This is a genomic window from Devosia sp. Leaf64, from assembly GCF_001421945.1.
Taxonomy (GTDB): domain Bacteria; phylum Pseudomonadota; class Alphaproteobacteria; order Rhizobiales; family Devosiaceae; genus Devosia.
Map to the genome: position 1 here is coordinate 172,910 of NZ_LMLO01000024.1, position 17,167 is coordinate 190,076.

A 17,167-nucleotide genomic window follows, 5' to 3' on the forward strand; every position below is an offset into this window, starting at 1 on the left:
CTAATGGACGGGCGGCCGGGGTTTATCCCCGCCGCCCGTTTTTTCAATAATTGTCTGGATAGGGAGGACGACGATCATGGCGACCGATGCACTGGCGCCTCTTGCGACGGCGAATGCGCCGAAGGCGAAATCAGAACTCATGCTGCAGCGCGCACGTGCCGCTCGGCTGTTTCTGATCCCCATGTTGGTCGCGCTGGCGATCGTGGCCGGTTGGCCGCTGCTGCGCTCGATCTACTTCTCCTTCACCGATGCAACCCTCAACAATCTCTACGGCGCCGAATGGATCGGCTTCGGCAATTACCTTCGCTGGCAGGTGCTCGAAAGCGGCACCGTGCGCTATCGCGGCGTGCTGGCTGATCCCGACTGGTGGAATGCGGTGTGGAACACCGTGCGCTTCGCCTTTTGGTCGGTGTTCTGGGAAACCATCCTCGGGATGATCGTTGCCCTGGTGCTCAATGCAGAATTCAAGGGCCGCGGCATCGTTCGTGCCGCAATCCTTATTCCCTGGGCCATTCCGACGATCGTTTCCGCCCGTATGTGGAGCTGGATGCTCAACGACCAGTTCGGCATCATCAATGATCTGGGCATGAAGCTGGGGCTCCTGGCCGCGCCGGTGGCGTGGACAGCTTCGGCGGATACGGCGATGACGACGGTTCTGATCGTCGATATCTGGAAGACGACGCCCTTCATGGCGCTGCTGATCCTCGCGGGTCTGCAGATGATCCCGCGCGACATCTATGAGGCCGCCGAGATCGATGGCGTGCATCCGGTCAAGCAGTTCTTCCGGATCACGCTGCCGCTGGTGCGGCCCGCGCTGATGGTCGCGATCATCTTCCGCGTGCTCGATGCGCTGCGCATCTTCGACCTGATCTATGTGCTGACACCGAACTCTTCGGCGACCAAGACCATGTCGGTCTTGGCGCAGGAAAACCTGTTCCAGTTCAACAATTTTGCCGAAGGCTCGACGCAGTCGACGCTGCTGTTCTTGATGATCGCGATCTTTACCGTGCTCTATATCTGGATCGGCAAAGTCAATTTCGATGGGGGAGACCGCTGATGGGTGCGACCTTCGATCTCTGGAAGACCACGAAAACCGTGCTCTTCTACGCTCTCGTCGTGGTTATCGTCGTGGTGTCGGTGTTCCCGTTCTACTACGCGATCCTGACGAGCCTCAAATCGGGCACCGATCTATTCCGCGTGACCTATTGGCCGACCTCGTTCAGCCTCGACAATTTCCGTCAGGTGTTCACGCAAGGAGAGTTTCCGCGCAACCTCCTGAACTCGGTTTTCGTCGCTTCGGTGACGGTGATCCTCGCCCTGTTCCTTGCGATCACGGCATCCTTTGCTCTCAGCCGTGTGCGGTTCCGGGGGCGGAGCCTCTTGCTCATGACGATCCTTGCGGTCTCGATGTTTCCGCAAATCGCCGTGCTGGCTGGCCTATTCGAGGTGATCCGCTTCCTTGGCATCTACAACACGCCCTGGGCGCTGATCTTTGCCTACACGATCTTCACGCTGCCGTTCACCGTATGGGTGCTGACTACCTTCATGCGTGATCTGCCAATCGAGATCGAAGAGGCCGCGATCGTCGATGGTGCAACGCCCTGGGTGATCATCACCAAGGTGTTCATGCCGCTGATGTGGCCGGCGCTGGTGACGACGGGGCTTCTTGCCTTCATCGCGGCGTGGAACGAGTTCCTGTTCGCGCTGACCTTCACCGTCTCGAACCAGACCCGCACCGTGCCTGTGGCCATCGCGCTGCTTTCGGGCGGATCGCAATATGAAATCCCGTGGGGCATCATCATGGCTGCCTCGGTCATCGTCACCGTGCCGCTCGTTGCACTGGTGCTCATCTTCCAGCGCAAGATCGTGTCCGGCCTCACCGCCGGCGGCGTCAAAGGCTAAGACCGATGTCCATTCAGCTTATGATGGCCTGCAAATTACAATCTCCTGCGCTTCCGGTCCTCACGTACCTCAAACGTACGCTCCGGTCCGGTTCTCGCAGATCGCAATTTTCGTCTCATCCGAAACTGACTGTCCTATCGGTCTGAAGGGGTTCCAAAAAGTGGCATCTATCGAACTTCGCAATATCAAGAAGTCCTTCGGCGCGGTGAACGTCATCAAGGGCGTTGACCTCGAGGTGAAGAAGGGTGAGTTCATGGTGTTTGTCGGGCCTTCGGGCTGTGGCAAATCCACCTTGCTGCGCCTGATCTCGGGGCTTGAAGACATCACCTCTGGCGAGATGCTCTTTGACGGAGAGGTGGTCAATTCGCTGACGCCGTCGAAGCGCGGCATCGCCATGGTTTTCCAGTCCTATGCGCTCTATCCGCATATGACGGTCTACGAAAACATGGCCTTTGGCCTCAAGCTCGACAAAGGCCACAGTAAGGACGAGATCCGCCGCCGCGTCGAGCGGGCTGCGGATATGCTGCAGATCCGGCAGTATCTCGATCGTCTGCCCAAGCAGCTCTCGGGCGGACAGCGCCAGCGCGTTGCTATTGGCCGTGCTATTACCCGCGACCCCAAGGTGTTCCTCTTTGACGAACCGCTCTCGAACCTCGACGCCGCCCTGCGCGTCGCGACGCGTATCGAGATCGCCAAGCTCCACGAGGGAATGAACGACGTCACGATGATCTATGTGACGCACGATCAGGTGGAAGCGATGACGCTCGCCGACCGGATCTGTGTGCTGCGTGATGGTCTCGTCGAACAGGTCGGCACGCCGATGGAACTTTACGAGCGGCCGGACAGTATCTTTGTTGCCGGCTTCATCGGGTCACCGAAGATGAACTTCCTGACCAAGGACAAGGCGGCAGCGCACAATTGCGCCACGCTTGGCATTCGCGGCGAGCACCTGACGGTCTCGCCCGATGGGATCTGGGAGGGCACTGTCATCCATACGGAAAATCTTGGTGCCGACTCCTATGTCTATCTCGATATGGGCGAAGAAGAGCCCGTGGTCGTCCGTCTCGACGGCGCGTCGAGCTATCAGAGCGGCTCAACGGTGCGCGTATCGCCACAGACTGAAAATATACATCGCTTCGACGAAGCCGGTAAGCCGATCCGCTGACGAAAAAATAAAGGTGACGGTCCAAGCATCGTCACCTTTCTCACCCAATCTGTCACTGCCGCGAAAGCGGGAGTCTCCTCGATAACGGGAGATTCCCGCTTTCGCGGGAATGACGCCGAAAAAACCAAGGAATGGCGATCGCCTCCCCGCTTCGCCATGAATCTAGGAGAATACCAATGCCGATCCGTACGCTGGTCTGGGGCGAGAACGTCCATGAGCAGAAGAACAAGGTCGTTGCCGACAATTACCCAACGGGCATGCACAACCAGATCGCTTCGTTGCTGAAGCAGGACGGCAATCTGGCCGTGAAGACCACGACGCTGCAGGAGCCCGAGCACGGCCTTACCGATGCTGTGCTGGCAGAAACCGACGTGCTGCTCTGGTGGGGTCACGCGGCGCATGACAAGGTCGACGATGTTGTCGTCAAGCGCGTGATGGAACACGTCTGGCAGGGCATGGGTCTGATTGTTCTCCACTCGGGCCACCATTCGAAGGTCTTCAAGGGCCTGATGGGTTCGCCGGCGAACCTCCACTGGCGCGAAGCCGGCGAGCGCGAGCGCCTTTGGGTCGTCAATCCGGGCCATCCGATCGCCAAGGGCCTGCCGGCCTATTTCGAACTCGAATATGAAGAAATGTATGGCGAGCCCTTCACCGTGCCGGAGCCGCTCGAGACCGTATTCGTCTCTTGGTTCCAGGGTGGCGAAGTGTTCCGCTCGGGCCTGACCTATCGTCGCGGCGCCGGCAATATCTTCTACTTCCGCCCCGGCCACGAAACCTATCCGACCTATCACGATGCCAATGTCGGCCAGGTGCTGCGCAACGCGGTGAACTGGGCCTATAACGGCGACCGCCATGCGCACCTGATGAAGGCGCCGAACACGCCGGTTGGCGAGGCGATCGAAAAGATCGAAGAGCGCGGCGCCAAGCTCAGTGCATCCGATCACGCCGGCGAAGTGAAGCAGTAAGAGACGCTTCGTCCGTTGGTTGTCCGGCTTGTCCGGGCAATCCACGGGCGTTACTAGCGTGAGACTGGATCGCCCGGACAAGCCGGGCGATGACGACGGGACAGGTATCGAAGCTCTTTGTCGCTTCGAGTAGTGAAACAATCAGACGGTCGTTTTGGCGGCCAAGGAATTAAAAGAATGCGTATCCTCATTCTGGGTACTGGCGGCATGGCGAACCAGCATGCCAAGCATTTTGCGGCGATCGAGGGTGTGACGCTGGCCGGCGGCGTGGACGTCGATCCCGCGCGCGTAGAGGCGTTCAACCAAAGCCACGGGATCGAGCGCGGCTTTGGCTCGCTCGATGCGGCTTTGGCCTGGGGCGAGTTCGATGCCATCGCCAATGTGACGCCGGACAGCATTCACCACCCGACTACTATGGCGGCGCTGAATGCGGGCAAGCACGTGTTCTGCGAAAAGCCGCTGGCGACCGACTATGCCAAGGCCATGGAAATGACCGAGACGGCCGAACGGCTCGGGCTCGTCAACATGGTCAACCTGACCTATCGCAATGTTGCGCAACTGCAGAAGGCGCGCGAGATCGTGCAATCGGGGCAGGTGGGTCGCGTCAAGCATTTCGAGGCGAGCTATCTCCAGAGCTGGCTTGTCTCTAAGGCCTGGGGCGATTGGCGCACGGAAAGCCAGTGGCTGTGGCGTCTGTCGAAGAAGCACGGCTCGAACGGCGTGTTGGGCGATATCGGCGTCCACATCCTCGACTTTGCCGCTTATGGGGCAGGGAGCGATTTCTCAAGGGTCTTCTGCCGGCTCGAAACCTTCGATAAGGCAGAGGGCAACCAGATCGGTGAATACGATCTCGACGCAAATGACAGCTTTGCCATGACAGCGCAGCTTGAGAATGGCGCGCTCGGCGTCATCCATGCGACGCGCTGGGCCACCGGGCATTTCAACGAACTGCGTCTTCGTGTCTATGGCGACAAGGGCTCGGTGGAAGTGCAACACCGGCATGACTGGTCCAAGCTCTTCACCTGCCTCGGCGACGATGTCGAGACCGGGACATGGACCGAGGTCGAGGTGGAACCGGTGTTCACCAACTATCAGCGCTTTGCCGAAGCGGTGCGGACGGGCCAGAATATGGAGCCGAGCTTCCGTCACGCGACGAACATTCAGAAGGTGCTCGATTTGGGCACGGTGACGGACCGTGACCGGATGGAGCACAAGGTCTGAGAACCTCAGCGCGATATCCGAAATACAAAAAAGCCCCGATGTGAACCGGGGCTTTCTTTTTAAGTTTGGGTCGTTTTAGGCGCGATCGTCCACATAAACGGTGACCATGCCATCGGCGGCCGATTTGACGGCGACGACGTCATCGGCTGTGTAGCCTTCGGCATCGAGCTTGGCCTTGATAGCATCGTTCGCTTCGATATTGGAGTGAAGCGTGGTCTGGCCTTCGGCATTGGCCGAGAGAGCTTCATCAAGCGCGGCCGCTTCACTGGCGGCATTGCCCTGGAGCGAGGTCAGCAGAACGATGCTGACCTGGGAGTCTTCAGTCACTGCCGAGAGATCGACGCTGGCATTGCCAGAGATCGAGGACACGACAGAGCCGTAGGTGTTGTCAGACATGCCACCGGCATTGGTGCCGGCCTTGGCGTTTGCATTGGCATTCGTACCGGCATTGCCGGTCGTGGAAGTGCCATTCGTCGTGGCATTGGCATCGGTGCTGGTACCAGCACCTACCTGCGCATCCATCGCAGGCGTGTCAACGCTTACCCCAGCGCCGGCATCCACGCCAACAGCTGCATCTTGGGCAATAGCAAAAGAACCTGCGCTCATGAGAGCGGCGACCGAAACGGCGGCCAGGATCTTGTTCATCGGTATTCTCCGGTTGCAATTGCCCCCCGCCTGACAACGGGGGGCTAACCGGGCAGTTGCAACACTTTTAAGCAAAGGGGACAGGAAAGCGGCAATTGTGATGAGCCATTGCAACCGGGATGGCAGGATCGCTGTTTATTCGGCATCACAATAGGAGCGTCAAATGGGTATCATCTGGGCCATCATCATCGGCTTCCTCGCAGGTCTCGTCGCCAAGTGGATCACACCGGGCAGCAACGAACCGCGCGGGTTCATTCTAACGACTATCCTCGGCATCGTCGGTTCGGTTCTCGCAACCTGGCTCGGTCAGCAGATCGGCTGGTATGGCCCGAATGACGGCGCAGGCTTCATTGCCTCGGTGGTCGGTGCCATCATTATTCTCGTCATTTGGGGTCTGGTCGCGCGCCGCCGTTGATAACGGCCGGAACGTGAATGGGTCGGAGTTGTTGTCTGGTCATGAGTACACAATCGGGTCGCAAGTCGTTTTTGATCGTCGATGACGAGCCTATCGTCAGGATGGAACTGGCTGAGGTCGTCAGAGAGTGTGGCTATGAGCCATGGGAAGCTGGGAGCACCGCAGAAGCTCTCGGTATTCTTGAACGGGCGGGCGATGCCTTTTCGGGTCTCATCACCGACATCAACATGCCCGGCACGCGAAACGGTATGGTGCTCGCGAACCACGTGAGATTCATTTGGCCCCATATCAAGATCGTCGTCGTTTCGGCGGGACGAAAGCCGTTTTCGGGCGAAATGCCCGACAATGCGCGCTTCGTCCCCAAGCCTTGGAATGAAGACCTGCTCACCTCAGCGATTGCGCTGAACTGAAGCGAAAAGGGCGCCCGGTGGGCGCCCTTCCAGTTTTTATTTGATCACCGTGATACGGCCATCGGTATAGGGGGTATATTCCCCTCCGAGTTTGGCGAGGTATTCAGCAACCACCTGCTCGAGCGGCGGGCCAAAGTCGTAGGGGTTTTCGCCTTCGGCAAAGGTGCCATAGCCGTCGCCGCCACCGCGGACATAGTTGTTGGTGACGATGGTATAGGTCTTTTCCTCGTCGATAGGCACCCAGGTATCGCCTTCACCCTTGACCATCACATCGCTCACGCGCTCGCCGGCGGGTTTCGCGAGAGTGTAGCTATATTTGAGGCCTGAGACCTGAGCGAAGCGGCCGGCGCCGTTTTCGATGTCGGAGACGCCGTTCTCGAGCGCTTCGATGACATCGGCGCCGGAGATCTGCACCGTGGCGAGGGTGTTGGAGAAGGGTAGGACAGTCAGCACGTCGCCCACGGTGATTTCACCTGCGTCGATGGAGGAGCGGATGCCGCCACCATTCTGGAAGGCGATGGTAGCACCCTGATCGGCGACGCGATCGAGGATGGCGTCGGCGAGGAGATTGCCCATGGAGCATTCTTCGACGCGGCAGACTTCACGCGCGCCTTCGAGCTTGGCGGTGGTCGAGCCGATGACCTGGCTAGTCATTTCCTCGATCGGGCCGGCGAGTTCGGCGAGCTGGGTCTTGAACTCTTCGTTGGCGGTGACCGATGCGTCGATCAGGAAGGGCTCGCCCTCGGCCTTGGTGACTTTGCCCTTGTCATCCCAGGTGATGGCGATATCGCCCAGATACTTGCCATACTGATTGGCCTGAACCACGGGGACTTCGACGCCCTCGGGATTGGTGACCATGGTGGGGTAGGGGCCAACGGCCCCTTCCATGGAGCCGAGGAGCGAGTGGCTGTGGCCGCCGACGATGACGTCGACGAGCGGCAGCGAGGCGGCAACGTTGAGATCCTCATTGTAGCCGATGTGGCTGAGAAGGATGATCTTGTTGACGCCGGCCGCATCGAGCGCTTCGGAGGCGCCGCGGACATATTGTATGACATCGTGGAATTCGACATCGCCGGGCGAGGCGATATCGGGCGTGTCTTCGGTGGTCGCGCCGATGATGCCGACCTTTTCGCCGCCGATATCGAGGACGATCGAGCCTTCGATCTTGCCGCGGAGGCCTTCATCCTTGGTCACATCGAAATTGCCGCCGATGATCGGGAATTTAGCAGCTTCGATGAACTTCAGGAATTCTTCCGGGCCATCGTCGAACTCGTGATTGCCAGTGGCGACGACGTCAAAGCCCATCTGGTTGAAGAAGTCCGAGACGACCTTGGACTTGTAGGTCGTGTAATAGAGCGACCCCTGGAAATTATCGCCGGCAGAGAGCAGCAGAGAATTGCCGCCGTCATATTTGGCGCGGGTATCGTCGATGATGGTCTTGAGGCGGGCGATGCCACCAAAGCATTCCCCGGCCGCGTCGGTTTCGGCATCGCAATTGGAATCAGAGCCGGTGATGGGGTCGAAGCGCGAATGGAAGTCGTTGATATGCAGGATGTTCAGCGTGAACTCGGCATAGGCGGTGGTCGAAAAACCAGCGCAAAGCGTGAGCGTAGTGGCGCCCAGCAGTAGTTTCTTCATCCCTCAAATCCCTTGTGGCTCGTGGCAAAATCCGCTTCGGGACCGCCGGCGATGCACCTCGCCAAGCGGCCGGGGGAAGCATAAGGTTTAGTTAATCAGCTAATTATGACAGTGAAAAGTGTTGTGGCAGCGCAATTTGCTCGATTGATCGAAGGCGGCACGGGACGGGGTTTCAATAGCGGTTGAGTCAGGTATTCTCCGCCCCGTTTGATTTGCGGGGTTAATCCTGATGCGTAGTGCTTTGATCGTTTATGGTGGCTGGGAAGGTCACGACCCGGAAGAATGTGCGGCGATCTATCGTCGCTGGCTCCATGAAGACGGCTATGCGGTGCGTACCGCGACCGAAACCAGCGCCTTTGCCGACCCCTCCATCCACGATCTTTCGCTGATCGTTCCGATTTTCACGATGAGCAAGATTGCCAAGGAAGAGGTCGAAAACCTCGTCAAGGCAGTTGAAGGCGGCGTTGGCCTTGCTGGGCATCATGGCGGCATGAGCGATGCGTTCCGCGAAGCGGTGGACTATCAGTTCATGGTTGGGGGCCAATGGGTGGCGCATCCTGGCAATATCATCGACTATACGGTCGATGTGACGAAGCCTGAAGACCCGATCATGGACGGCATCCCCGCGTCGTTTCCCTACAAGTCAGAGCAGTATTACATGCATGTCGACCCCTCTAACGAGGTGTTGGCGACGACGACCTTCACCGGCGAGCATGCAAGCTGGATCAATGGTGTCGTCATGCCGGTCGTCTGGAAGCGCCGCCATGGGCAGGGCAAGGTGTTCCATATGACGCTCGGCCATCAGGCCAAGGAATTCGAGAACGCCGATATGGCCACGATTATGCGTCGGGGCATGAATTGGGCAGCGCGGGCCGAATAGGCTCTCGCTCGAAGGTGAGTTGAAACCCGACCCGTTTTGCTCTCGTATCTGAAACGATCAAGGAGAGCAGGATGAGCGTGGATTCGAGCCAAGAACAACCTGCGGGTGGAGAGCCAAGGCCCTCCGCCGACGCGTCTTCCCAAACGCCGGTGGCTCGACCCAAAGGACCGTTGGTTTATCGCCAATCCATCTGGACCCGGTTGACCCATTGGGTTTGGGTCATCTGCCTCTTCTTTCTGCTGCTTTCCGGGCTGCAGATTTTCAATGCCCATCCCGCGCTCTATATCGGCCAGCAATCGGGCTTCGAGTTCGATAATTCTGTTCTGCGGATCGGAGCGGTCAACACGCCACAAGGGCCGCGCGGGCAGACGACGGTATTCGGGCAGACGTTCGATACGACTGGCGTGCTCGGGATGAGCGGTACGGCTGAAGCGCCAGCTTATGTGGGTTTTCCGGGGGCAGTGACCATTCCATCCTATCGCGATCTTGCCACCGGCCGGGTTGTGCATTTCTTTTTCGGCTGGTTGATGGTGGCCGCGCTATTCGTCTGGTTTTTGGCGAGCTTCATCAACGGGCATCTCAGGCGGGATATCTTGCCGCGTGGTGATGATCTCAAAGAACTGCCGAGGGATATCGGGGACCATGCGCGGCTCAAGCTGCATCATGGGCGGCGCTATTCGCCGCTGCAGAAGCTGAGCTATTTCGCCGTGTTCTTCGTGCTGTTTCCGCTGATCGTGCTGACGGGACTGACCATGAGCCCCGGCATGGACGCCGCCTGGCCATGGCTGCTCGATCTTTTCGGCGGGCGGCAGACCGCGCGAACCATCCACTTCGGCACGATGGTGCTGCTGGTGCTATTCTTCATCGTCCACATTTTGATGGTGCTGCTGGCCGGGCCGCTCAATGAGCTGCGCTCGATGATAACCGGGTGGTATCGCACAAGCCCGGGAACGCCGGCTGCCGAAGGAGATAAGCCATGAGCGGCCTGATCATGAACCGCCGCAAACTGCTGGTGGGCTCCGCGGCGCTTGGCTCCAGCCTGGCGCTCGCTGGATGCGATCAGTTCGACTTTCTGGGGCAGCGCGGCCATCCTGTGCGGCAGGCGCTGGAGCAGGCCAATGTGCTGACCTATCGCGCGCAACGGGCATTGATTGGCGATCAGACGCTGGCACGCGAATATTCGGCCAGCGAAATCCGCCAGGGAATGAAGCCAAACGGCTCCACGCAGCCGACGACGCCGGAATATACTTTCCTCAAGATGCAGAACTTTGCGTCTTACAAGCTCACCATCAAGGGCATGGTGGAACGCGAGGTCTCGTTCTCGCTCAACGAATTGCGGAATATGCCGGCGCGTAGCCAGATCACCCGGCACGATTGCGTCGAAGGCTGGAGTTGCATTGCCAAGTGGACCGGGACACAGCTCGGACCGCTCCTCGACATGGCCGGCGTGAAGCCCGAGGCGCGCTACTGCGTCTATCACTGCTTCGACAATATCCAGAAGTCGCTCTCGGGCGAGATCTTTTATTACGAAAGCTCGGACCTGGTGGACGCCTATCATCCGCAGACCATTTTGTCGTATGGGCTCAACGATCAGGTTTTGCCTGTGAGCAATGGTGCGCCGGTGCGTCTGCGGATCGAGCGAGCGCTTGGGTATAAGCAGCCGAAATATCTGCACACGATCGAATTGGTCGATGATCTGACCCCATTCGGCATGGGCAAGGGCGGGTATTGGCCGGATAACGGCTATGATTGGTATGGAGGAATTTGAGAGGGCATTTGGGCTCGCCGACACCCCCTCCCAGCCTCCCCATAAAGGGGGAGGTGCTGAAGCGAGTTTGGGGCTAGATTTGTTCCAGTCTGACACGTCGCCTGGACCGGTAGGCTGGGGATGAGCTTTCCCTCAGGCCACCCATGCACCCACGGCACTTGCGTTTATTGCCATTCTCGCCCATATCACTACCAGCGTTGCGGCGAAATGTGCCGCTAACGGACTTCTCTTCTTACTCAGCGGTGAGCGGCGAAGTCAGCCCGGATAGCGAAAATGCTCCGGGTTTGAGCCAGCACCCGCGCGATAATCCCTATCGCCCGATTGCATTTTTATTTATGGCGCCTGCGGTTCGCAGCGTGCCCGCGCAGTGTTTTGCGCATGATGAAAGATCTAGATTTGACCGATTTTTCCAGTCTTGGACTGCCCACCGCCCTCGTTGATAGCCTCAAGGCGGGTGGGTTCGAGACGCCAACCAAGATCCAGAGCGAAGCGATCCCCAAGCTGCTCGAGGGCCGGGACATGATGGGCATTGCCCAGACCGGCTCGGGCAAGACTGCAGCATTTGGCCTGCCGATCCTTGCTGGGCTTGCGCAATTGACCGGCCGTCCGCGGCCGATGACGACACGCGCGCTGATCCTCGCGCCGACGCGTGAACTTGCCGTGCAGATCGAAGAGAATATCCGTAAGTTTGCAGGCTCCAAGCAGAAGATTGATACGGTCCTCGTGCTCGGTGGCGTGTCGCGCTACCATCAGGTCCAGAAGATTGCCAAGGGCGTGGACGTCGTCGTGGCGACGCCGGGCCGTCTCAAGGATTTGCTCGACGACAATAAGATCCGCCTCAATGAAACGCGCTGGCTGGTGCTCGACGAAGCCGACCGCATGCTTGACATGGGCTTCATTGCGCCGGTGAAGGCCATTGCCAAGGCCATTGGTTTGCGTCGTCAGACCATGCTGTTTTCGGCGACCATGGCGGCTGAGGTTGAAGATCTCGCCAAGGGGCTCCTCAAGGAGCCGGTGAAGGTCGAGGCAGCGCCGCAGGGGTCGACCGTCGTCAAGATCGACCAGCGCGTCATCCTTTCCGGCGCTAAGGCCAAGCGCAATGTGCTGAATGGCCTCCTCGACGACGAAAAGGAAGGCATGGAGCGCGTCATCGTGTTTGCGCGCACCAAGCACGGCGCTGACCGCGTAACGAAGAACCTCGCCATCGATGGGCATGAGGCTGCTGCCATTCACGGCAACAAGAGCCAGAATGCACGTCAGGCCGCGCTGAAGGGTTTTGCGAGCGGGAATGTTCGCATTCTCGTTGCGACCGATATTGCCGCGCGCGGTATCGACGTTCCCGGCATCACCCATGTCGTGAACTATGATCTGCCGGACGATCCGGAAAACTATGTGCACCGCATTGGCCGTACGGGCCGCAATGGCGCAACGGGCATCGCAATCACGCTCTGCGACGGCACCGAGCGCTCGAAACTGCGCGATGTCGAAAAGCTGATCCGCCGCACGCTGCCGCTTTCGGGCGACGTCAACATGGTCGAAGAAGCGACGGCTTCGGCGCCGCGTCAGCCACGGCACACTGTTGGGGCTCCTGGTGGGCAGCGAACCGCACGCAATCCAAAGCCCGATCCGCGCAAGTTCAACACGCCGCGTCCGGGTGGCGAACGTGGCAGGGGCGGCAGCCCGCGCGACGCCAACGCTCCGCGCGAAGCGAGCGCTGGCCCGGCCCGTGACCCACGCAATCCGCTGGCGCCATCTCGTTCGGTGAAGCCGCCGCGCGCTGACGGTCTGAAGGCCAAGCCGCGTTGGACCACAGGGGCGAAAAAGTCCGCAGCACGCAATCGCCGCGGCGAAGGTTAAACGAAAAGGGCGGCCCGGTGGCCGCCCTTTTTGTTTGCCAATTCTGTCTGCAACTCAGTGGTTCAAGGCATCGCATCTCACCATGAAGTCATTGCCGCAGCGCTGCGACTTTAGCAGTTACGCCACCGAAGCCATGTAGATGGTGTCTTTGTCGACCTGAGCTTGATCCTCGATGCCGGGGGAGAGGCGCTTGAGGAAGCTGAGGGCCCAGTCGTCGACATTGTGCTTGGTGGCGGCGGCCCAGAGGGCTTGCCAGCGTTGCTTGCGTTCTTCGAGCGGCATGTCGAGGGCCATGCGGAGGGCTTCGGCAGTTTCGTCGGTATCGAATGGATTAACGAGCAAGGCTTCGGGGAAGATTTCGGCAGCGCCGGCGAAGCGGGAGAGGACAAGGACGCCGGGGTCTTCGGGGTCCTGAGCGCCGACATATTCGTGGGCGACAAGGTTCATGCCATCGCGGAGGGGCGTGACGAGGCCGACGCGGGCGAGGCGATAGAGGCCGGCGAGACTGGGTTGGCCATAGGCGCGCTTGACGTAAGTGAGAGGAGCCCAATCGGGTTCAGCGAAGCGGCCCATGACGCGACCCGCCATGGCGTCGAGCGTGTCGCTGGTTTCCTGATATTCCTTGATACTGTCGCGCGAGGGTGGGGCGACCTGCAGCAAATGCACGTTTCGGCGGAAGCGCTGATTGTTGGCGAGGAGCTTTTCATAGGCTTCGATGCGCTGTGGCAGGCCCTTGGAATAATCGAGACGATCGACGCCAAGGATCAGGCGTTGATCGGCGAGGGCGCGGCGCATGCGGTGGATCATCTTCTTGGCCGCCGGGCTGGTCGAGAGACGTGTAAAAGCCTCAGGGTCCGAGCCGATGGGGAAGGCGGTCACTTCGGTTTTGGAGAAATCGATGGTTTCGGTCGACGCCGTAGCGAAGGTCGAGGGTGCCTGGTGTTCGGCGAAATCGGTGAAGGCCGCAACGTCGCGATTGGCCTGCATGCCGATCAGATCGTAGCGCGACAGGTCGCGCATGAGATCGCCATGGTGCGGGATAGCGTAAAGCGCGTCCGCCGTGGGGAAGGGGATGTGGAGATAAAAACCGATGCGGTTCTTTGCGCCGAGGCGCCGCAATTCGCTGGCGAGGGGGATCAGGTGATAATCGTGCACCCATACAACGTCGTCGGGCTTAAGGAGCGGCATAAGCGCCTTGGCGAACTGCTGGTTCACGCGGCGATAGCCCTCGTACCAATAGCCTTCGATGGTCGCGAGATCGAGGCGCAGGTGAAAGCTCGGCCAGAGGATCGAGTTGGAAAAGCCGGCATAATAAGCGCGGTGATCATCGGCGGTGAGGTCGATCTGGGCGACCTTCAAACCATCGATGTCTTCGAAATGCGTCTTTGACGATGGAGTTTCGGTGAGTTTTCCAGACCAGCCGAACCAGAAGCCTTCGTGGTTGGACAGCACCTTTCTCAGAGCGACCGCAAGGCCCCCGGCCGCAGGACCCTTGCCTGGCGTACGATTGGAAACGATGACGATGCGGCTCATAGGTAGACCCCCTAGTAAGAAAAACAATGAACCGGACGCTGGTGCGCCCGGGTCTGAACTTGCGTGGTTTCAGGCTGTAATCGACACCTCGGATCAGTTGGCCGTCGTGTCCGCCAGGATCGGTGCATCGTCGCGATGCGCCATATCGGTGAGGCCACGGATCAGTGCGTGGACTGAAGCAACATCGGCAATGCGAAGACGGGCTGATGTCTCACCGGCGCCGAGCTTGATGCCGACGCCACCAAGTTCCTGAGCGGCGAGGAACGCATCTTCATCGGTCCGGTCATCACCGATGAAGATCGGCGTGCGGCCCTTGAAGGGTTCTTCTTCCATGAAAGCGCGCAGCGCGGCGCCCTTGTCGAAGGCTGCAGGACGCGCTTCGAGCACCATTTTGCCGGGCACGAGGGAATATTGCGGATGGCTTTCCAGCACCTCTTCCATCGCGCGGAGGCAATCGCCTTCAAGCTCCGGCGCCTGACGGAAATGAAGAGCCACTGCGCCGGCCTTGGGCTCGATGATCAGTTCGGGATGCGCCATGGCGAGCGGCTCGATAGCGCGAGCGATCTTTTCGGCGCCGACGATCAGCTCTTCGTCCAGCTCTTCCATCGAGCCATCGGCGCGACGGCGCTGCGAACCGTGCGCTCCGGCGACGGGAAGATGGAGTGGGGACAGGAAGCGATCGATGTCGGAGATTTCGCGTCCGGTTATGACGGCAAAGGCGTGGTCAAATTCCTGGGTGGCGCGCTCAAGCTGCTCTGCAAGATCGCTCGGCACCACAACTGCATCCGGCCGCTCGGCGATTTCGACTAGAGTGCCGTCGAAGTCGGTGAAGATGGCCAGCGCGGGCAGCTCGGCGCCATTCCGAATTAGCATTTCGTTCATAACTTCTCTCACTTCGGATTACGGCTCATGAGACCTAACGCCACGGGAGAAGAAAAGTTCGCGCCACACGGCAGACATGCACGTGGCGGGAATATGAACGAAATCTAAATCACGCGTTCGTGATCACCTCAGGTTGGGAGCGATATGCCTTTTGTTGCGTTTTATGATCGCGAACCGGTGAACAGCTCGGTTCGGACTAAGTTGAGGGATTACCAGAACAAATGCGTCCTATGCTCACCAAGCCCGTTCAGTCGCAACTGATGCTGACCGCTCTCTTCGTTGCGGCGCTGAGCTTCATAACATTAGCGGCTTCGTTTGCGGAAATGCCGGTGACGGATGCGCAAATTGCGGTAGGGAGCAATGAATAAGGCGAGCGCAACGCAAAGCGAGCTTCAACGACCTGAATTGTTTCGGGTCGTTATTCCCATGCCAAAATGCGCTGGGATCGAAACGTTGGTCAGGCGACCGTTGAAGTCGCTGCGCAAAACTCAGGCAAGCGGAATGCCTTTGCTGCCTTTGTCGCGCTGATAGATCGACGACAAATCCCCATAAGCGGCCCGTAGATCGTCGACCCGCGCGAGCAGTTCTTCGCGCTGTCCGCGATCAAGACTTGCCAGCAATTCACCAATCGACCGGCTTTTGAAGAAAGCGTTCTCTCGGTTATAGAGCGGGCGCTCATCCGGCACTTTGTCGCGATCAGGATCAGGGACGGCATAAACCGACTGTAGGATTTGAATGTCGTAGGGAATTGCGAAGCTGTCGCGGCTGTCTTCGTAGGTGAAGAGATAATAGAAATTGTCGAAGCCTGCCCAGGTGATGCCGGATAGGCAGAGCGAGCAAGGCTCGTGGGTCGTGAGGAATATGCAGTCCTTGGTTGCGGGCCGCTGATCTTCGGGCAATTCAAAGAACTTTTTGATGGCGTGCATTTCGCCATGCCAAAGCGGATTTTCGGTTTCGTTATTGGTTTCGGCGATCACCAGCGACAGGTCAGACTTGCGGAGGATCGCCGCGCCGAACAGCTTGTTGCCTGCGGCCACTCCCCTCGCGGTTTTCGGCACGATGTCGTGCTCGATGACATCGAGAAAGCGCTGGAGAAGGCGGGTCGTTTCCAAAATCTACTCCTTGGCCTTGATCAGACCGATTAACGGAATCTCCGCGCCATCGAGAAGGCGCAGGCTATCATCAGTGAGATCATAAGACGCGGTGGCGTCAAGAGCCGCGAAGAAGGCCCGTTCCTGCGCCATGAGGTCGGCACTACAGGCCTTTTTGGTCGATGCAGGCAGCCCAAACTGGAGGCCGCCGCTCTCGATCGTGGCTTGCGTGAAATAATCGTTGCATCCGGCATGACCATCCACGCGCAGATCGGACGCGATGGAGAGTGTTATGGGGCGGCTGCCAGAGACGGGCGTTCCCGCTATGCTGGTGACCTGCCAGGTTGCACCGATGAGACCGGTTTCGATGACAGGTTCAACGACGGGTTGGGCACCCGTGTAACGCGAGACGACGATTGTCGTTGGCGATGGCGAGTTGAGATCTACCGGCACGGCGACGTCGTTGCGGAAGAGGATGGTACTACCGAGGCGGATATCGGCGACGAGGCCATAGGATTTTTTCGACCCGGTCAGATCCGAGCGGATGGCCAGCGCGAATTGGAGCGGCGGCTGGGCGCCTGAGGGAACGGAGGAGCCGGCACCAAGGACCGGGCGGCCATCGGGCAAGGTGACGAGGCCGATGTAAAGGCTTGCGCCAGCGGGAAGCGCCATCCGTTCACGATAGGTGACTTCGCCGGTCAGCGACAGGCTCTGCGCAAAGGCTGAGCTCGACAGCAGCAGAAGCGACATAACGATCGAGATAAGCCGGGTGAGCATGGCAATCCTCCCTATCGT

18 protein-coding genes are annotated in these 17,167 nt (G+C 59.3%); 12 read left to right on the plus strand and 6 right to left on the minus strand.

Going from position 1 to position 17,167, the window contains the following annotated elements:
* Positions 1 to 76 precede the first annotated feature (76 nt).
* From ASE94_RS18470 to ASE94_RS18490, 5 genes are all read left to right on the plus strand, one after another.
* Complete coding sequence (locus ASE94_RS18470; RefSeq protein WP_062631557.1) at positions 77 to 1,057, plus strand: sugar ABC transporter permease; 981 nt, start codon at positions 77 to 79, stop codon at positions 1,055 to 1,057.
* On the plus strand, positions 1,057 to 1,902 hold the full coding sequence (locus ASE94_RS18475) for a carbohydrate ABC transporter permease (RefSeq protein ID WP_061910376.1): 846 nt from the start codon (positions 1,057 to 1,059) through the stop codon (positions 1,900 to 1,902). Before ASE94_RS18470 ends, ASE94_RS18475 begins: the two co-directional genes overlap by 1 nt.
* A 160-nt stretch (positions 1,903 to 2,062) precedes the next feature.
* Complete coding sequence (locus ASE94_RS18480) at positions 2,063 to 3,067, plus strand: ABC transporter ATP-binding protein (RefSeq protein WP_062631558.1); 1,005 nt, start codon at positions 2,063 to 2,065, stop codon at positions 3,065 to 3,067.
* 176 nt (positions 3,068 to 3,243) lie between these two features.
* Positions 3,244 to 4,032, plus strand: coding sequence for a ThuA domain-containing protein (locus ASE94_RS18485; protein ID WP_062631559.1), 789 nt, complete (start codon positions 3,244 to 3,246; stop codon positions 4,030 to 4,032).
* A gap of 177 nt (positions 4,033 to 4,209) precedes the next feature.
* Positions 4,210 to 5,253 (plus strand): Gfo/Idh/MocA family oxidoreductase, encoded by a 1,044-nt coding sequence (locus tag ASE94_RS18490; RefSeq protein ID WP_062631560.1) that lies wholly within the window; start codon positions 4,210 to 4,212, stop codon positions 5,251 to 5,253.
* 75 nt (positions 5,254 to 5,328) lie between these two features.
* Here ASE94_RS18490 and ASE94_RS18495 read toward each other — a convergent pair whose 3' ends face one another.
* Positions 5,329 to 5,898 (minus strand): hypothetical protein, encoded by a 570-nt coding sequence (locus tag ASE94_RS18495; protein ID WP_062631561.1) that lies wholly within the window; start codon positions 5,896 to 5,898, stop codon positions 5,329 to 5,331.
* Positions 5,899 to 6,061: 163 nt separating this feature from the next.
* On the opposite strand from ASE94_RS18495, the gene ASE94_RS18500 reads away from it, so the two are divergent.
* Together ASE94_RS18500 and ASE94_RS18505 are read left to right on the plus strand one after the other, a co-directional pair.
* Positions 6,062 to 6,313 carry a GlsB/YeaQ/YmgE family stress response membrane protein gene (locus tag ASE94_RS18500; RefSeq protein ID WP_061910387.1) on the plus strand — a complete coding sequence of 84 codons (252 nt, stop codon included), beginning with the start codon at positions 6,062 to 6,064 and terminating at the stop codon, positions 6,311 to 6,313.
* A 41-nt stretch (positions 6,314 to 6,354) separates the two neighbouring features.
* On the plus strand, positions 6,355 to 6,723 hold the full coding sequence (locus ASE94_RS18505) for a response regulator (RefSeq protein WP_162236119.1): 369 nt from the start codon (positions 6,355 to 6,357) through the stop codon (positions 6,721 to 6,723).
* A gap of 36 nt (positions 6,724 to 6,759) precedes the next feature.
* On the opposite strand, the gene ASE94_RS18510 is transcribed toward ASE94_RS18505, so the two are convergent.
* Entirely contained in the window at positions 6,760 to 8,361 is a 1,602-nt protein-coding gene (locus ASE94_RS18510; RefSeq protein ID WP_062631563.1) for a bifunctional metallophosphatase/5'-nucleotidase, read from the minus strand.
* Between the two features lie 229 nt (positions 8,362 to 8,590).
* Here ASE94_RS18510 and ASE94_RS18515 point away from each other — a divergent pair, with 229 nt between their 5' ends.
* The 4 genes from ASE94_RS18515 to ASE94_RS18530 all read left to right on the plus strand — a co-directional run bounded on the left by ASE94_RS18515 (position 8,591) and on the right by ASE94_RS18530 (position 12,866).
* Positions 8,591 to 9,241, plus strand: a complete 651-nt coding sequence (locus tag ASE94_RS18515; RefSeq protein WP_061910391.1) for a ThuA domain-containing protein — start codon at positions 8,591 to 8,593, stop codon at positions 9,239 to 9,241.
* A gap of 149 nt (positions 9,242 to 9,390) precedes the next feature.
* Positions 9,391 to 10,221, plus strand: a complete 831-nt coding sequence (locus ASE94_RS18520) for a cytochrome b/b6 domain-containing protein (protein WP_062631564.1) — start codon at positions 9,391 to 9,393, stop codon at positions 10,219 to 10,221.
* A complete protein-coding gene (locus ASE94_RS18525) occupies positions 10,218 to 11,009 on the plus strand; it encodes a molybdopterin-dependent oxidoreductase (protein WP_062631565.1) in 792 nt (263 codons plus the stop codon). The genes ASE94_RS18520 and ASE94_RS18525 overlap by 4 nt, the downstream gene beginning before the upstream one ends.
* A gap of 378 nt (positions 11,010 to 11,387) precedes the next feature.
* Positions 11,388 to 12,866 (plus strand): DEAD/DEAH box helicase, encoded by a 1,479-nt coding sequence (locus ASE94_RS18530; protein ID WP_062631566.1) that lies wholly within the window; start codon positions 11,388 to 11,390, stop codon positions 12,864 to 12,866.
* Positions 12,867 to 12,983: 117 nt separating this feature from the next.
* Here ASE94_RS18530 and ASE94_RS18535 read toward each other — a convergent pair whose 3' ends face one another.
* Together ASE94_RS18535 and otsB are read right to left on the minus strand one after the other, a co-directional pair.
* A complete protein-coding gene (locus ASE94_RS18535; protein ID WP_082461312.1) occupies positions 12,984 to 14,399 on the minus strand; it encodes a trehalose-6-phosphate synthase in 1,416 nt (471 codons plus the stop codon).
* Between the two features lie 93 nt (positions 14,400 to 14,492).
* Positions 14,493 to 15,281 carry a trehalose-phosphatase gene (gene otsB / locus ASE94_RS18540; protein ID WP_200913711.1) on the minus strand — a complete coding sequence of 263 codons (789 nt, stop codon included), beginning with the start codon at positions 15,279 to 15,281 and terminating at the stop codon, positions 14,493 to 14,495.
* A 221-nt stretch (positions 15,282 to 15,502) separates the two neighbouring features.
* Here otsB and ASE94_RS21055 point away from each other — a divergent pair, with 221 nt between their 5' ends.
* Complete coding sequence (locus tag ASE94_RS21055) at positions 15,503 to 15,649, plus strand: hypothetical protein (RefSeq protein ID WP_156352216.1); 147 nt, start codon at positions 15,503 to 15,505, stop codon at positions 15,647 to 15,649.
* A 120-nt stretch (positions 15,650 to 15,769) separates the two neighbouring features.
* Here the strand turns inward: ASE94_RS21055 and ASE94_RS18545 are convergent, their stop codons facing one another.
* Complete coding sequence (locus ASE94_RS18545) at positions 15,770 to 16,393, minus strand: nucleoside deaminase (RefSeq protein WP_061910397.1); 624 nt, start codon at positions 16,391 to 16,393, stop codon at positions 15,770 to 15,772.
* A gap of 3 nt (positions 16,394 to 16,396) precedes the next feature.
* Positions 16,397 to 17,149, minus strand: a complete 753-nt coding sequence (locus ASE94_RS18550) for an META domain-containing protein (RefSeq protein WP_062631567.1) — start codon at positions 17,147 to 17,149, stop codon at positions 16,397 to 16,399.
* Positions 17,150 to 17,167 lie beyond the last annotated feature (18 nt).

Bases quoted from the DNA above. Each gene is read 5' to 3' on its own strand.
- ASE94_RS18490 (WP_062631560.1), top strand. From the start codon at position 4,210: ATGCGTATCCTCATTCTGGGTACTGGCGGCATGGCGAACCAGCATGCC.
- ASE94_RS18470 (WP_062631557.1), top strand. From the start codon at position 77: ATGGCGACCGATGCACTGGCGCCTCTTGCGACGGCGAATGCGCCGAAG.
- ASE94_RS21055 (WP_156352216.1), top strand. From the start codon at position 15,503: ATGCGTCCTATGCTCACCAAGCCCGTTCAGTCGCAACTGATGCTGACC.
- ASE94_RS18500 (WP_061910387.1), top strand. From the start codon at position 6,062: ATGGGTATCATCTGGGCCATCATCATCGGCTTCCTCGCAGGTCTCGTC.
- ASE94_RS18495 (WP_062631561.1), bottom strand. From the start codon at position 5,898: ATGAACAAGATCCTGGCCGCCGTTTCGGTCGCCGCTCTCATGAGCGCA.
- ASE94_RS18550 (WP_062631567.1), bottom strand. From the start codon at position 17,149: ATGCTCACCCGGCTTATCTCGATCGTTATGTCGCTTCTGCTGCTGTCG.
- ASE94_RS18530 (WP_062631566.1), top strand. From the start codon at position 11,388: ATGATGAAAGATCTAGATTTGACCGATTTTTCCAGTCTTGGACTGCCC.
- ASE94_RS18515 (WP_061910391.1), top strand. From the start codon at position 8,591: ATGCGTAGTGCTTTGATCGTTTATGGTGGCTGGGAAGGTCACGACCCG.
- ASE94_RS18475 (WP_061910376.1), top strand. From the start codon at position 1,057: ATGGGTGCGACCTTCGATCTCTGGAAGACCACGAAAACCGTGCTCTTC.
- ASE94_RS18525 (WP_062631565.1), top strand. From the start codon at position 10,218: ATGAGCGGCCTGATCATGAACCGCCGCAAACTGCTGGTGGGCTCCGCG.
- ASE94_RS18485 (WP_062631559.1), top strand. From the start codon at position 3,244: ATGCCGATCCGTACGCTGGTCTGGGGCGAGAACGTCCATGAGCAGAAG.
- otsB (WP_200913711.1), bottom strand. From the start codon at position 15,281: ATGAACGAAATGCTAATTCGGAATGGCGCCGAGCTGCCCGCGCTGGCC.
- ASE94_RS18510 (WP_062631563.1), bottom strand. From the start codon at position 8,361: ATGAAGAAACTACTGCTGGGCGCCACTACGCTCACGCTTTGCGCTGGT.
- ASE94_RS18505 (WP_162236119.1), top strand. From the start codon at position 6,355: ATGAGTACACAATCGGGTCGCAAGTCGTTTTTGATCGTCGATGACGAG.
- ASE94_RS18535 (WP_082461312.1), bottom strand. From the start codon at position 14,399: ATGAGCCGCATCGTCATCGTTTCCAATCGTACGCCAGGCAAGGGTCCT.